The sequence below is a fragment of the Pseudomonas sp. NPDC089407 genome, assembly GCF_044900445.1.
Taxonomy (GTDB): domain Bacteria; phylum Pseudomonadota; class Gammaproteobacteria; order Pseudomonadales; family Pseudomonadaceae; genus Aquipseudomonas.
This window is the reverse complement of sequence record NZ_JBJDNB010000018.1, coordinates 74,389-89,281: the sequence shown is the minus strand read 5'-3', so window position 1 is coordinate 89,281 and position 14,893 is coordinate 74,389. Positions and strand designations below refer to the sequence as shown.

The window sequence follows — 14,893 nt, the reverse complement described above, 5'->3', positions numbered from 1 at the left end:
AATCCGTATACCCTCACTTTCAAGGGCTGGGTCGCGTACAGGCGATGAACGACTGAGCCCCCCGGCCGCGTGGTGGCACGATGTGAGCCTCCGCATCGTCCGGGCAGTTGCCGCCTTTTCTTTCCAAGGCCTGCCGGTTCTCACCATGGCATTCAGAATGATCAGCAGCTTGCGCATGCAAGCCACGATGGCGACCTTTTTGGGCTTGCCTGCCGCCACCAGCCGCTCATAGCAGGCTCGGATCAGAGGGTTGTGCCGCATGGCTACGATTGCCGCCATGTAGAGGGCGCTGCGCACCGTTGCCCGACCACCGCAGATCATGCGCTTGCCGCGTGACTGGCCCGAGTCCCGATTCATTGGCGCGACGCCGACCAGTGAGGAGATCTGCTTGGCCTTGAGCTGCCCCAATTCTGGAAGCTCGGAAATCAGCACAGCCGTAGTCGCCGGCCCAACGCCTTTGACGCCCTGCAAGAGCTTCGTCAGACTGGCTTGATATTTGGCGAGATGCGCTGCGATGCTCGCGTCGATGTCCTGAACCTGGCGCTTCAGGATGTTCATCAGTTCGATGATCCCAGGCTGCACATCCGAGTGAGAGGCGTACTTGCGCTGACGTTCACTGACTTGCAAGCGGACAAGCTGCCTCCGACGGGTCACCAACGCATGCAGGCGCTGCTGCGTCTCATCTGCCATCGGCCTGGTGAAGCGATCCCGGTCTGGGCGTTTGTCGATCACTTCGGCCAGCTCTGCCAGCATCAGCGCGTCGACGCGATCCGTCTTTGCCAGCCTGCCCATCGCCTTCGCGAAATCTCGCGCCTGTCTGGGATTGACTACCGCCACCCGGAATCCTGCGGCTTGCAGGGCGCAGGCACAGGCAAATTGGTAGCGGCCAGTGGCCTCCATGACGACGAGTGAAATTGGTTGTCTCCTCAGCACTGCCACCAGGGCCTGGTGGCCCTCTTGGTCGTTACTGAAAACGGTGGCTGCGCCATCCCTCCCGATGGCTACATCAAGTGTGTTCTTCGAGATATCGATACCGACGACTATTCCATTGGCCATGATCTCTATGTCCCATCCTTGCAAATGCGAATGTGGTTCCTGCAACTGTTCGGGCTTGCAGAGACCAGTCGCAGACATGCGCTCAGGACTGACGCACGGGCTTGGAAGCACCGAGGGATAACGAGCTACATGCTGCGGCCAATCACCGGTGCCAAACGGCACCGGGCGTGAACGGCCCTCCGATCACGTGGAATGGAAGATACAAGGGATCAAAGCCGGATGGCCGCGACGCGGCACGTGGCGCGGGGTGTAGCCCGCGAGCCCAACGGCGGTATGCCGGGACGCCCAACCTCTCTTGTCAATATGTAAATGACATTGAGGCGCAAATGAGGCACAATGTAGCTACAAAATGCTTGAGGCAGTTATGGCAACCAGTGACGTTGTTCGCGCCCGGATTGACGGGCATATCAAAGAGGAAGCCACAAACGTGCTGGCCGGGATGGGCTTGTCCGTGTCGGATGCCATCCGGATACTGCTGACGCGAATTGCGGCTGATAAGGCGCTCCCTTTTGATGTGAACCGGGGGCAGCAGCAGACGAATACCAAGAAGCCATGAGGCATCGCCTGAAAATAACTAAAAACACTAAATCACGGGCTTGAACCCATGGATCGCTTACAGCAGCTTAATTACGAAAAGGATTTCCGCATCGCCTTCTTGGAATCCAAAGGGGACGGTTTTCAACGTCTGTTCGAGAAGCTGATGTCTAAAGCCCATCCCAATGATTTCATGGCATGCCGCCCGTGGGGCAATGTTGGCGATCGGAAGAATGATGGGTATCTGCCCTCGGCGCGCATCCTTTACCAGAGTTACGCGCCCAATGAATTGACCGCCGCCGAAGCGATCAAGAAGATCAACGAGGATTTCGACGGCGCCAAAGAGCACTGGGAGAAATATTTCGATGAGTGGACCTTTGTCCACAATGCGCAGGATGGCCGTTTGGGCCCTCACATCATCGAAGCGCTGGCGAAACTTGGGCAGGACAACCCAAAGATCAAAATCGGCCACTGCGGCTATGAGGAGATGCTGGCTAAGTTTCGCCAGTTGAGCTTGCAGGATCTCGAATCCTGGTTCGGCCCATCGCTGACGATGGAAGCGAATGTCAATTTGGGGTTTGGCGACCTGGTGGCCGTCCTCACCCACATCAGCATCACTCCCGTGCCCACGGCCAGCGAAGTGAAAGATGTATCGCGCGGCAAGATCGAGGCGAACCTGCTGTCTCAGGCCGTCGCCGACTTTTTGAAGATCGGTATGCAGAAGTCAACGCTCGTGGCGCAGTTCTTCAATAACTGGAAGAACCCGACCTACGGCGAGCAGATCGCGCAGGCGTTCAAAAGTGAATACGTGACGCTGCGAGACCAAGTTCCAGCACTGCACCCCGATGAGATATTCGGCCGGCTCGAAACGTGGGCTGGGGGCACTGCTAACACCACGCCGACACATAAGGCGGCAGTGCTGGCTGTCATGGCATATCTGTTCGACAAATGCGAGATTTTTGAAGACGCTCAAGCGGTGGGGGCTGCATGATTCTGCCCTCCAAGCATCTGCAACAGGATCGAGCACTGTTGACCGTCGGCGCCCATGTTTTGACCTACCTTGTGCGGCCAAAGACCGTCTCTGCGTTGTGGGAGGAACTGAACAAGCATGAAGCAGGCGTAGCCACAATGCCCCGGAAAATTACCTATGACTGGTTCTTACTCGCGCTCGACCTTCTGTACGCCATGGGGACAATTGAACTCGAAAGCGGCCTCGTGGCACGGAGGGCGCCTTGATTCATCACCTTTTCAGCACGCTACCCAGCTTCAAGAGCCTTGAAGACCTGAAACCAGGTCTGAATGTCTTGCTTGCTCAGAAAACCGAGGGTGCAAGCAGCAAGCAGACACGCAATCGTGCGGGAAAAACCAGCTTCGTAGAGCTTGTGCATTTCCTGCTCGGCGCCGACGCTGGTCCTGAATCAATCTTCCGAACCCAGGAACTGGTTGAACACTCCTTCGGCATGGACTTCGATCTGAAGTCGGAGCGCACCGTTGTTGAGCGCAGCGGTGGCACCAAAGCAAAAATCTTTGTGACTGCCCCGCCTGCGGCGAAGGTCAAGTTTTCGGCTACCGAGTGGTGCGCATTCCTCGGCGAGCAGATGTTTGGTTTGAGCAGCCTGGAAGCTGCCGGCAGCAAGCCGCCGTCGTTCCGTTCGCTGTTCGCCTACTTCGCACGCCGGCAAGCGAGTGGCGCCTTCATGACGCCGGAAAAGCAGGCCACGATGCAGGGCACCGGCGACATGCAAATGGCGCTCATGTTCCTGCTCGGATTGGACTGGCAGATTGCGCGCGATTGGCAGGCTGTTCGCGATCGGGAGAAGACGCTGGAAGAGCTGAAGAAGGCGGCAGGGAATGGCGCGTTCGGCTCGATCATCGGCAAGGCAGCCGACTTGCGCACTGAGCTGACGCTGCGAGAGGCACGTCTCAAGAAGCTGCATGCAGAAGTCGAGACGTTTCATGTCCTGCCTGAATATCGTGAGTTGGAAGTCGAAAGCGCCGCACTGACCCGCCAGCTCAATGAGTTGGCCAACGCCAACACCATCGACTTTTCAGCGATCCGGGATCTGGAAAGCGCGCTAGCGTCCGAGGTCCCTCCTGATCTTGAAGACTTGCAGGCCGTCTATGAAGAAGCGGGCGTTGTGCTTCCCGGCCTGGTGAAGCGTCGCTATGAAGACGTGAAGAGTTTTCACGAGTCGGTTGTTCGCAATCGCAAGGACTACCTTTCCAGTGAACTCGAAGCTGCAAAGCTGCGTATTGAACTGCGCGATGGCAAAAAGGCGCAGTTCGACCAACGGCGTGGCGAAGTGCTGGGCATCCTGAAGAGCCACGGTGCGCTGGAACAGTTCCTCAAACTGCAAGGAGAACTAGGCCGCCTGGAGTCCGAAGTGGAATCGCTTCGGCAACGCTTTGAAGCGGCCGAACAGCTTGAAGGCACGAAGAACGAATTGGAGATCGAGCGCAATCGCCTCACCATCCGCTTGCGGCGTGACTTCGCAGAGCAGAAGGATCGACTAGCAGAGGCCATCGTCGCCTTTGAGGAGACTTCGCAGCGTTTGTACGAATCGGCCGGCAGTATGACGGTGGACGAAACATCCAACGGGCCGATTTTCAAGTTTCCGATGCAGGGGCAACGTAGCAAGGGCATCAAGAATATGCAGATCTTCTGCTTCGACATGATGCTCATGCGCCTGTGCGCCAAGCGTCAAATGGGGCCTGGATTCCTGATTCATGACAGCCATCTGTTTGACGGTGTCGATGGACGTCAGGTCATCAGCGCGTTGCGTCTTGGCTCGGAGATTGCGCAGGAGCTTGGCTTCCAGTACATCGTGACGATGAATGAAGACGATGCCTTCAAGGAGACCATTGAAGGCTTCGACCTTAACGATTACGTGCTGCCTAAGCGCCTGACCGACGCTACTGAAGACGGGGGGCTGTTCGGAATTCGATTTGGATGACTTAGAAATACAAGGTCAACTAGATTTGGAGGCCATCGGCACTCCGCTAGCAGCAAGATTTTTCTTATAGGAGGGATAAATGGACAAGAAGACCAAGGGATCGTGGTTGATTCATCACACCAATAAACTCCAGGGAATAACGAATCAGGCCGGTTACGATAAGACCTTTCTCGCGGGCAAGGCTGGCATTTTGCTTTCTGCAATCTCGTCAAACAACCACGCAACACTCAATAACGATCGCTTGAACGTTCTGGCGCAAGCGGCGAACATCAATACGACTTTCGAGCTTCCAAAACTTATCGAAGTTCTGAAACAGCAGCAACTGGTCGACACCGCGAGCGGTGGCGTTGCTGTTCTTGGCGTTACCACAGCGAAGACCCTTCAACACACGTCAGATATATTCGATGCCCTCGCGCCTGGCGCATCCGAGATCGCTTCGATTGCGCTTGCGGAGAAGGCTTCCGTCGAGCCCGTGCTGTCCGACCATGTCTCCACAGAATTGGCCGACTTTTATAAGCTGGCAAAGCCCGATATTCAGCGCCTGATGTCTGATGCTGAACAAATTGGATTCGTGGATGCTGAAGACCTCGGCGCCGGGCAAAGATTGTTGTTTAACGGAAATCTCTTCCGCCGTGAAACTACCCGAAAAATAAAGGCGGTCCTCGATTCGCTTTCATCCGCCGAGCAGACAAAACTCAATGAGTTAACTGATACGCTGAAGAAACGTGCCTGCGTCAGCACGGACTACGCGACACAACTTCTCGGCGAGCCACTTTTCAAAAAGGTGGCGGCCATTGGGTTGTTTGATATTAGCGTTGTCAGCAACTCGACCGAGGATGCTGGGTTCCTGACGCTGCCATCCGCATTCTCGAAGTACAGCAACTCAATGGTCGATGACGCATTTGATCTGGCTAAGGCATTTGTCAGTTCCGTGACCTATGGGATGACGAAGAGCAGCTATTCCAGGGGGCAGATTCAGATGGTTGATGCGCTACTGAGCGCACTGGTTCGAGGTGAAAGCGTGGGGCCGGTAAATGCCATTGCGCAAGACTACAAAGTTCTGGAATTAAAGGGTGTCGTCGAAGTCAAGCATGGCACAAAAAAGGGCCGCAGCGGCCCGATGCTGAAGTTGCTGAAAACGGAAGTTGGTGAACTTGCACTGCAGGCCATCAGGCAAGGCGATGTCAGCGAACATTCTCTCAATTCACTGCCGACTGCGGCAGTCACCATATTCAACGGCCCTGAACACAATCGTGAGAAAGTTCGGCGAGCACAAATCAAGGCAAGCCCGAAGGCTACCAATGACATGCTCTCTATCCTTCGCACAGGAGGAGGCATATGACCAAGGGACAGCAAGTTTTGCTTAAAGGCCCCCGGATGGAGGAGTTGCTGCGAAGCTATTTTCTCAAAGCCGGCTACTACGTGGTGCGAGGAGTTCCGTTTATCTATGAGGGCTTTGACATCACCGATATTGATCTGTGGCTCTACAGTCGTACGTCATCCGTGTCACGTGAAATAACCCTGGTGGATGCCAAAAACAAAAAGACGCCACAAGCGATAGAGCGGATATTCTGGGTTCAAGGGCTTCGCATTGCGACCAAAGCCACCAACGCGGTGGTCGCGACCACGGAGAAGCGTCAGGAAGTAAAGGATTTTGGTCGAGATTTGGGAATCCTTGTTCTCGATGGCACTTTTCTGAGCAAGCTAGATAAGGCAGATGACCCCAATGCGTTGAGGTTTTCCGACGAAGAATTCTTCTCAAAGATTGATGAATATTCTCTAAGCAAGTTGGATGGTGACTGGCGTGGTCGCATAGTTCATTCCAAAAGCTTGCTGGCGAAATCACTTTCGTTTGACAGTTGCAATGAATGGCTTATGCAGGGCAAGTTCTTTGCGGAGCAATCGATAACGAAAAACAATCAGCGCGAGGTTGCTTTGCGCTGCCTGTATATGGTTTGTTCGTTCATTGCGGTCGCAGTTGACTTTTGCATGAAGGAGATTTCGTTCCATGAGCAATCGGAACGCGGTGTGCTCATCAAGGACGGATTCACCTATGGCTCGAAAGGTAGTGCAGGTCTCAAAAAGATATTGAATGTCTCTATGGGACTGATCGAGCAGCACGCCAGCGATGGTGCGGCGACAGCCAGGCAAGTCCGATCCAGCATTGAACGCCAATTGGCGGATCTCAACACGGCTGTCCTTGGCGAGTTTTTTGCAAAGCATGATGTCGCCAGAACGCTCTTCGCTGTAGCGAAAGAGTTCGAGCAATTAGCGATGAGCCGGGACTTTTCTTCCGACGCGACGGCTACGCCTGAGCTCCGTAGCATGCTCTATTGCCTCCTCGACTACTGGGAGGTCGATCGAGTTATGTTTTCAAGCGTTTAAAGGATAGTTAGGACAGTCCCGATGACGGTTGGTCGCCAACTGCTAGGGAGAAAAAGCCCTTAAAAATTAGGATGGACTTCAGAATCGGCTAGGGAGGCTTGATGTATTTGGGCGGTATAAAAATTTCGCGATTTCGGTCTTGCGATAATGTGACTGTCAGCCTCCGGCCTGATCTGACGGTCTTGGTCGGTGAGAACAATGGTGGCAAATCAAACGTCGTAGATGCGATTCGGTTGCTAACCTTGCCGTTGAACGGACGCCGGGAGCGGTATCCGGAGGATGAAGATGTACGACGCCACGCGACAGTCCCGAACTTTCAGATCGAGGGTGTTTTCCGAGACCTCAGCGACACACTGAAAGGACTGCTGATCTCGGCGGTCCCTGATCCCACCAAGAACGAAGCCGTCTTCGGCTATCGGTATGAGGCACGGTCCGAGCGCGCGCCGCGTGGCAAGACCACTGTTTGGGCCGGGCGCTTCGACGCCAACGAACCTGAGGCTGGCTCCTCTGAACTGATCCGGCATGTCTATCTGCCTCCTTTACGCGATGCGCATCAAGCGCTTGGCACAGGTAGCGGTACACGGGTCATGGCGCTACTGCGCAACTTCCTGCCAAAGGATCAAGAACAAGATTTTCTCGCTGGCGTCAGGCGGGCGGATGATCGGCCTGAGATCTTGACAACGATGAACACGGAGATTGGTACCGCCCTAGGTTTGCTGACCAATGGGGTCCGCCCGCAAACAGCAGCTCTGGACTTTGGCGCCGAATCCCTACTTGATGTCGCCCGCGATTTGAGGTTTCGTCTGGCCGATTCCGGTCTAGTGCCCGAAGACATCCGGGCGTCTGGTCTGGGCTACTCCAATCTGCTCTACATGGCAACGGTGGTCGTCGAATTGGCCAAAGCCAAGGAAGCCGACCTCACGATTTTTCTCGTTGAAGAACCCGAAGCACATCTGCACCCGCAGTTGCAGGTGCTGGTGCTCGAATTCCTGTTGGATCAAGCACGCCAATCGGCTAGTCGCGCCATCGAGCCTGGCAAGCCGGAAGGCCGCATCCAGATCGTTGTGACTACCCATTCGCCGAACCTAACAGCATGGGTTTCTCCGATGCATCTAGTGGTCATGCGTTCGCGTCGTCGCGACCAAAACGGGGTGGCGGTATCAGAATCGGTCAGTGTGCCCATTGCTGATATCGGGCTCAAGCCAAAGACTCTGGATAAGATCAGCCGCTATCTGGATGTGACGCGCTCCGCGCTGCTGTTCGGCAACAGGGCAATCCTAGTGGAAGGAATCGCGGAAGCACTACTGTTGCCCGTGTTGGCGCAAAAGCTTGTTCTCGTCGGTGATGCCGATGGATGGCTCCGGTTCAAGGGCACGGTTATCGTGCCGATCGAAGGAGTAGACTTCCGCCCCTACGTAGAGGTGCTGCTACGGCCGCATGGCGATGCACGCATTGCCGACCGGCTGATTGTGATAACCGACGCGGACCCAACGGTGTTGGGCAATCGGAGGGTTGATCTGGAAAACCTCGCTGTAACGCATGGTGCACCCCAGGCACTGACTGTGCTAACCAATCGACACACGTTGGAGCACGAGGTTTTCAGCGCTGGGAACGAAGCCTTTCTAAAGGGCGTGTTTCTTCGTCTGCATCGCAACTCACGGCGTGACTGGGAAGATCGGATCGAGAGAATCCCAGTGCAAGACCGCCCCGATGCGTTTCTTAGACTGATAGAGACGAAGAAAACCCGCAAGGGCGATTTGGCCCAGGCCATGGCTTCACGCATTGCGGCGGGCGAGCCGTTTGTTGTCCCGCCCTATCTCGCAGATGCGATTCGTGGCGCTGCACAAGCATGATTGGCGTTCAGGGTCTAACTGAAGAGCAGGAAGCATTCGCCGCACACGTTGGCGGTGCCTTCGTTCATGCTTGCCCAGGCGCCGGAAAGACCCGCACGATCATTGCTCGTCTAGCAAGGATCGCCGCTACGTTGCCACCACGCCGTGGTGTGGCTGTGCTCTCGTTCACAAACACTGCCGTTGATGAGTTTCGCGAACGCTGCCAGGCGGCAGGGCTAGACCCTCTTTTGAAGCATCCTAGTTTCATGGGAACGCTTGATGCTTTCGTCAGGCGTTTCGTGGTGCTGCCAAGTTGCACTGCAACATGCACGACGCGACCAATCATCATCGATAGTTGGGACACTCTTGGCATCGAGATCCGCTTGTCTGGACAGTTCGCCTTTCGTGGTGATCCGGTAAGCCTGGATCTCTTCGACCCGGAAACCAATGTCATTGATCCAGCAAAGATCGGGCACGCTGGATTGCAAAATCATGTACGCCAGCATCAAGCTCGATATCAGCAAGCTGCGGCACTCCGCCGACGTGGCTTGCTACAGGCAGGCTATTTGAGTGCCGGCGATGCCCGCGTTCAAACACTGCGGTTGATTCGTGACCCAGTGCATGGCGGAGCGCTAGTCCGCGCACTGGCGGCACGTTTCCACGAAGTTATGGTAGACGAAGGCCAGGATTGCAATCCGCTTGATCTGCAGATTCTCTCGTGGCTCAGAGAACATGGCGTGCATGTCACCTTTGTGTGTGACCCTGACCAGGCGATCTACGAATTCCGCAACGGCAATCCTGCAGGTATTCAGGGGTTTAAGGAAACGTTCCCCGTTGACTCGCATCGTAGGTTAACGGGCAATTTTCGTAGCAGCCCTGCGGTCTGTCAGTTAGCGGCCACGCTTAGGAACGCTGGCCAGGTGGACCAGGCTCTCGGCGAAACAGCAAATATTGAACACCCAATTTTGCTTCTGACATATGGTGGTCGAGGCCCAACAGCGACGATCGGTCAGGCTTTCCTTGATCGGGTTACTGAACTAGGCTTGGATTCAACGGACGCGATTATCTTGGCGCATTCTGGCAAGGTCGCGCGACGGGCCGCTGGCACGGCTCCTCACGATTCGAACGGGACCTCACGGATCGAGTCGCTTGCTCGCAAAGTCGCGGAGTTCTGGTCACCAGCCGCGACGGCGAGATCAAGAGAGGCTGTGGTTCAAGTCGTGGAGACGGTTCTACTGGATCTCATGGGGCTACGGCAACCAAACGAGCATTTGTTGAGAACCACCGAACGCCTCGGCATAGATCGTCGAGCACATCGAAGATGTGTGCTGAGTTTCCTAATGAGCCTTCCCAAAAAGTGCGGAAATACTGACGCCGATCGGCTCGCCTGGATAGCCTGTGTGCATGCGGAGACAGAACGACTGAACCTTCCGCTACCGGCTGGTGTTACTGTGCGCAATTTTTTTCGTCGACCAACCAGCGCGCAATGGTCGAACCATCTTCAAGTGCCAATCGCTCTTGGCCTTGCATGTGCCAAGATTCACGAGGCTAAAGGCCGTGAATACGGTGCAGTGTGTGTCGTGATTCCACCCAACCGCGCTCCTGAAAACCGGAGTGAAGCATTGTTCGAGTCGTGGGAAGCACGCGCCGACGCAGAGGCCAAGCGCGTGCTATACGTGGGGTTGACGCGTGCTCAGCATCTCGCAGCACTTGCAGTGCCAGTCGCCTTCGCCAATCGTTGCGTTGCGGTACTGACCGCAGGTCAAGTACCCCACACAAGAAGAGACTTATAAAGCTCGGCAGAGTGCCCTATCGATCATGATAGGGGGAATTCCTGCACCGATCAGCGCGAGTGTTTCATACATATTAAGCCTGATCGACTTGCGATCTAAATCATCTCTTAGCTATGTCGTCACGCTTTTTTATTTGCAGTCGGGCACGTGCGGTTGCTTGCTGTAGCCGCTCTGACAGCATTTCGCGTGGAGGCAAGCTCGTCAGGTATTCGGCAACGTGGATACCTGACTTATCCAGTTCCAGTAGCTCGATCTGTTCGCGCTTTTTACCAGTGCACAGGATGATCCCCAACGGCGAGGCTTCTTCTGCCTCGCGTTCGTGCTTGTCCAGCCAGCGAAGGTAAAGCTCCATCTGTCCTTTATAGGCCGCTTTGAAGTCACCGACCTTCAACTCCACCGCCACCAACCGCCGCAGCTTGCGGTTGTAGAACAGCAGATCAAGGTGGAAATCGTCATCGTCAATTGGGATTCGCTTCTGTCGGGCCACGAAGCTGAACCCCGCTCCCAACTCCAGTAGGAAGGCTTCCATTTCACGGATGATCGCCGCCTCCAAGTCGCCTTCCTGCCAAGTGTCCCGCAGCCCCAGGAAGTCGAGAATGTACGGATCGCGCATGACGAGTGCGGGCGACATACGTTGCGCATCGCGCATCGTCGCCAGTTCCTGCGCGATCGTCTCGCCCGGCTTCTTGGACAGCGCTGTGCGCTCGTACAGCATCGAGTCGATGCGCTCGCGCAGTGTCCGCACGCTCCAGCGTTCGGCGCTGGCCATCTGCGCGTAGTAGTCCCGCTGGAGCGGGTCTTTTAGCGGAATCAAGGCGATGAAATGAGTCCAGCTCAATTGTCGTTTCAGTGATACGACAATCTGTTCGTCGGGGAACGTGGCGGCGAATTGCACCATTCGGCGCAGGTTTTTCATCGAAAAACTGCCGCCGTACTCCTTCACCAACTGCGTCGCCAAGGTCAGCACGACCTCCTCGCCGTAGTCGGCCCGCCGGCCCTCCAAAACCTGCGTGTGGATGCGCTGACCGATGCGCCAGTAGAGCATCGTCAGTTCGCTATTCACTGCCGAGGCGGCGCGCTGCCGCGCCGCATCGATCAGCACGCGAATGTCGCCCAACAGCACCACCGGGGCTGCGGGCGAAGGTGCGGATACCTTGCGGCTGGTCATGCTGTTGCCTCCACTGGTGGTTGCTTGGCACGGGTGATCGTCTTGCGCCGTTTCGCCACCAGTTCGGCAGCCTCGCGCACCGGATCGTCCTCGGTATGGACATAGCGCATGAACATCACGACGGTCTTGTGCGCCGTCAGCGCCATACCGACCTTGACCGGGATACCTGAATTGGCAATGTCGGTCGCAGAGCGATGGCGAATGCCATGCGTCCCTACGTGCGTCGCCCCCGCTGCCTTGAGAGCGCGGCACCAGCCACCGTAATACTCGCCCGTGGTTAGGTGCTGCCCCGGATGGCGTGGCGACGGCAGCACATAGGGATTGCCTTCCCGCCTCGGTGTCGTTGAAAGCAGCCGATAGGCTTCCTCGCTCATGGGCTTGGACATGCCACCGGTCTTGCTGTCTGGCCAGACGACGCGCCGATGCTCCAGATCGACCCATTCCCATTCAAGCGTGACGATTTCGGAGCGGCGGGCGGCGAACTCGAATTGCAGGCGAATCGCCAGCGGGATGACGTAGTTCTCAAGCCCTTCGGCTTCGATCGTGTCGAGCCGCCGGAACAACTTGCCCATGTCCTCGTCGCTGATGAGGTGGGTGGACTTGCCGGCAGGGAACATCGGGACGTGGCGGCAAGGATTGGTGCCGTCTGGCCGATAGCCCCACACCTCCGCCATGTTGAACATCTTACGCAGGATGCTGAACGCCTTGTTTGCCTCGGTCTGCTTGTATGAAAGCTTCTCCATCAGCCCGGCAACGTCCGGCCGCTTCACGTCGTGAACTTTCTTGCGGCCCAGCAGCGGGATGATGCAGCGGTCGATGACCCCTTGATAGCCGACTCGGGTGCTGGGTTTGTTGCGCTTTTTTGAGTAGTCCTCCATGAACTTCTTGCATAACTCCTCAACGCTGGGCGCCTGGCGTGCCTCGGCCTTGTCCGCTGCCGGATCGCCGCCTCGGCGAACCTGGGCCAGCCATTCCTGCGCCAGCGAGCGGGCCTGTTCGACGGTCAGCTCGCCGAACAGGCCCAAGGCCGGCTTGCGGCGCTCGCCGGCGTTCGTTCGGTACTGGAGCATGAACACCTTGCGACCTGCCGGCGTAATCTTGCAGAGGAAGCCGGGAACGAGGGTGTCGCGCAGCTCGATGGCTTGCGCTTGGGGTTGTGCCGCATCGACTGCGGACTTGGTGATCTTGGTCTTAGCCATGATGACTCCTCGGAAAGACCCGATTCCCAGGAGCCTCGTAGGAGCCAGCAGAAGGGAAGCCGGGTCAAGTTTCAGAAAGCACCGGCATATGTTGAACTCGCCTAAGTCCTTGATAAACCTGCGGCAGCTGGTTGTGGCGTAGTCCAGCGAAATGCGGTGCTGGAGTCATCCTGAAATAAAAAAACCGCTCCGGTGAGGGAGCGGTTGCGTAGCGTTAGTCAGCAGACTCTTCCGGATCAGCAACGTCCGGAATGGAATCACGCGGCACCCATGTCCAGGTTGCGACAAATGCGCCATCTTCACACAGCGTTACCTGGGCATCTTCATTGACCTGCAGATCATCATTGGCGATGTTGTCCAGCGCCCATGAACGGTACCGGTCCCTGAGAGCGTTCGAGTCCACTGCCTGCTGATCCGGCTCTTCTTGCGCCAGCAGTTTCTTTTGAGCGAGCTCATCGAGCAACTGAGCAGAGGGAGCGCACTGCGAAAGACCGAAGTGAACTCCCTGGTGCCCGTAGCGTTCGGAGAACTCTTCTGCCGTCATCTTGGCCAGCACCTTCTCGATGCAATCACTGCACAGACCGTGACCAGCATCTTGATTGCCCCACTGCCGACCGGTGGTTCGAGCACCACAGCACGGGCACAACAAGCGCACCGGGGCATCGAGATGCCCAGTCAGGTCGACTTGTGCATAGGGAACATCGCGGAGCTCACAGTAGGCTTTCTCATCGCCATCGGCGTCATACAGCCCCAATGTGCACTCATCCCACTCCTCAGGTTCAGCGATGGACACCTCGATCGAAAGAAGCAGGTATTGACCGTTGCAGAACTCCTTCCGCAAAGCCATGCAACCGCCTCCGGTGTGATAAACCTCGAATCCATACGCCTGTACGGGGTCAACAACAGTTGTTCCGCACGGTGAAAAGTAGGGGTTGCGAATCTCCACGTCGTTGAACATGAAAGCCATCTCCGACGGTGAATACGGCCGCTTGAGTTCCTCGCCATTCGGCAGGACCTCGGTCATGACCATTTCTTGGGTATCAGCTACGTTGCTTGCAATTACGTCCATGGTGCTGCGCCTCTTTGGGTAGTCATCTTGGTCTGAGATGAAGCACAGCCAGCTGTAACGGCAGGCGAAAAAAAGCCGCCCCATAGGGAGCGGCGGTACAGCGGTTTAGATTCGTGCAGAGACCTGGTAACCCTTGCCTCCTTCTGCCTGCGTCACGCCGGCTTCAAGAGTGATGGTCACATCTTGCAGTCCTGCATTCTTGAACATGCTCGCCACAGTTTCGGCTACCGGCTGCATGTCAAACGGCACAACGGTGATCCAAGCTCTCGAAAATTTGCACCATCGGCACCCATATCCAGCGAACCAGCCATTCTCGCGATTTCCAGGAACCGGATCAGGCATTTCCAGGATCTTGTTGATGCGGGTGGCAAAGGCTTCCGGGAATTCCTTCAGAACTGAAGACATAGGAACCTCTCGATCAAGCGGCTTGGTTGTGCTGTTGCTGGCGCTTGCCCAGCTCATTCACGGTGTCCAGTTTTGCGATGAATCGCTCAGCCGCAGTGGTGCTGGCCAACTCAGAGACCGACTCAAAACGGTTCATTCCGCCTGAATAGTCCTTTCGGCCCTCACAGGATCGGTAGAGCACTTTGAGCACTCGATCTGAACCTAGATGAACCATCAGATAGAGATGATCGCTGTGCAGGATCACCTCCCCCATGACTGCGTTTCCGCCTTTACACGACCGAATTTCGTAGCTCGATTCTGGAAGCTTCAGGCGGCCAGCGATCTCTTTGAGCAATCGCTTGCCCGAGCGGTGAAGGGTTTCTTTGGTGATGCGTTTTTCGAGCAGCGCTTTGGGGATTTGCAGCATGACGTTTCTCCTCAGGGAATGACGGTCTCTTGCGAAGACCTGGTCACCGGAGATGTGCAACACAGGCACGCAAAGCAACTGCTCGACCACCG

Annotated in this window: 13 protein-coding genes and 1 pseudogene; 8 read left to right on the top strand and 6 right to left on the bottom strand. The window is 56.2% G+C overall.

Going from position 1 to position 14,893, the window contains the following annotated elements:
• Window positions 1–117: 117 nt before the first annotated feature.
• Window positions 118–1,056: pseudogene (locus ACI2KG_RS15805) on the bottom strand (IS110 family transposase); the annotation flags it as partial.
• Between the two features lie 364 nt (window positions 1,057–1,420).
• Between ACI2KG_RS15805 and ACI2KG_RS15800 the strand changes: the two are divergent.
• The 8 genes from ACI2KG_RS15800 (at window position 1,421) to ACI2KG_RS15765 (ending at window position 10,554) form a co-directional block, all read left to right on the top strand.
• Entirely contained in the window at window positions 1,421–1,612 is a 192-nt protein-coding gene (locus ACI2KG_RS15800) for a type II toxin-antitoxin system RelB/DinJ family antitoxin (RefSeq protein WP_028622339.1), read from the top strand.
• A 48-nt stretch (window positions 1,613–1,660) separates the two neighbouring features.
• Window positions 1,661–2,581: an ABC-three component system protein gene (locus tag ACI2KG_RS15795; RefSeq protein ID WP_028622340.1), complete on the top strand. Its 921-nt coding sequence runs from the start codon at window positions 1,661–1,663 to the stop codon at window positions 2,579–2,581.
• Window positions 2,578–2,826, top strand: coding sequence for an ABC-three component system middle component 6 (locus ACI2KG_RS15790; RefSeq protein WP_028622341.1), 249 nt, complete (start codon window positions 2,578–2,580; stop codon window positions 2,824–2,826). The genes ACI2KG_RS15795 and ACI2KG_RS15790 overlap by 4 nt, the downstream gene beginning before the upstream one ends.
• The gene (locus ACI2KG_RS15785) at window positions 2,823–4,544 is read left to right on the top strand and encodes an ABC-three component system protein (RefSeq protein WP_028622342.1); all 1,722 of its coding nucleotides are present in this window, start codon (window positions 2,823–2,825) and stop codon (window positions 4,542–4,544) included. The genes ACI2KG_RS15790 and ACI2KG_RS15785 overlap by 4 nt, the downstream gene beginning before the upstream one ends.
• Before the next feature lie 79 nt (window positions 4,545–4,623).
• On the top strand, window positions 4,624–5,886 hold the full coding sequence (locus ACI2KG_RS15780; RefSeq protein ID WP_028622343.1) for a hypothetical protein: 1,263 nt from the start codon (window positions 4,624–4,626) through the stop codon (window positions 5,884–5,886).
• Window positions 5,883–6,929 (top strand): hypothetical protein, encoded by a 1,047-nt coding sequence (locus ACI2KG_RS15775; protein WP_028622344.1) that lies wholly within the window; start codon window positions 5,883–5,885, stop codon window positions 6,927–6,929. The genes ACI2KG_RS15780 and ACI2KG_RS15775 overlap by 4 nt, the downstream gene beginning before the upstream one ends.
• A gap of 101 nt (window positions 6,930–7,030) precedes the next feature.
• Entirely contained in the window at window positions 7,031–8,782 is a 1,752-nt protein-coding gene (locus ACI2KG_RS15770) for an ATP-dependent endonuclease (protein ID WP_028622345.1), read from the top strand.
• On the top strand, window positions 8,779–10,554 hold the full coding sequence (locus ACI2KG_RS15765) for an ATP-dependent helicase (RefSeq protein WP_028622346.1): 1,776 nt from the start codon (window positions 8,779–8,781) through the stop codon (window positions 10,552–10,554). Before ACI2KG_RS15770 ends, ACI2KG_RS15765 begins: the two co-directional genes overlap by 4 nt.
• Window positions 10,555–10,654: 100 nt before the next feature.
• Here ACI2KG_RS15765 and ACI2KG_RS15760 read toward each other — a convergent pair whose 3' ends face one another.
• The 5 genes from ACI2KG_RS15760 to ACI2KG_RS15740 all read right to left on the bottom strand — a co-directional run bounded on the left by ACI2KG_RS15760 (window position 10,655) and on the right by ACI2KG_RS15740 (window position 14,801).
• Window positions 10,655–11,722, bottom strand: a complete 1,068-nt coding sequence (locus ACI2KG_RS15760) for a YhcG family protein (protein ID WP_028622347.1) — start codon at window positions 11,720–11,722, stop codon at window positions 10,655–10,657.
• Window positions 11,719–12,921, bottom strand: a complete 1,203-nt coding sequence (locus ACI2KG_RS15755; RefSeq protein ID WP_028622348.1) for a site-specific integrase — start codon at window positions 12,919–12,921, stop codon at window positions 11,719–11,721. The genes ACI2KG_RS15760 and ACI2KG_RS15755 overlap by 4 nt, the downstream gene beginning before the upstream one ends.
• Before the next feature lie 214 nt (window positions 12,922–13,135).
• On the bottom strand, window positions 13,136–13,990 hold the full coding sequence (locus ACI2KG_RS15750) for a hypothetical protein (RefSeq protein ID WP_146226907.1): 855 nt from the start codon (window positions 13,988–13,990) through the stop codon (window positions 13,136–13,138).
• Between the two features lie 105 nt (window positions 13,991–14,095).
• A complete protein-coding gene (locus tag ACI2KG_RS15745; RefSeq protein WP_110765427.1) occupies window positions 14,096–14,395 on the bottom strand; it encodes a hypothetical protein in 300 nt (99 codons plus the stop codon).
• A 13-nt stretch (window positions 14,396–14,408) separates the two neighbouring features.
• A complete protein-coding gene (locus tag ACI2KG_RS15740) occupies window positions 14,409–14,801 on the bottom strand; it encodes a hypothetical protein (protein WP_110765426.1) in 393 nt (130 codons plus the stop codon).
• Window positions 14,802–14,893: the final 92 nt, after the last annotated feature.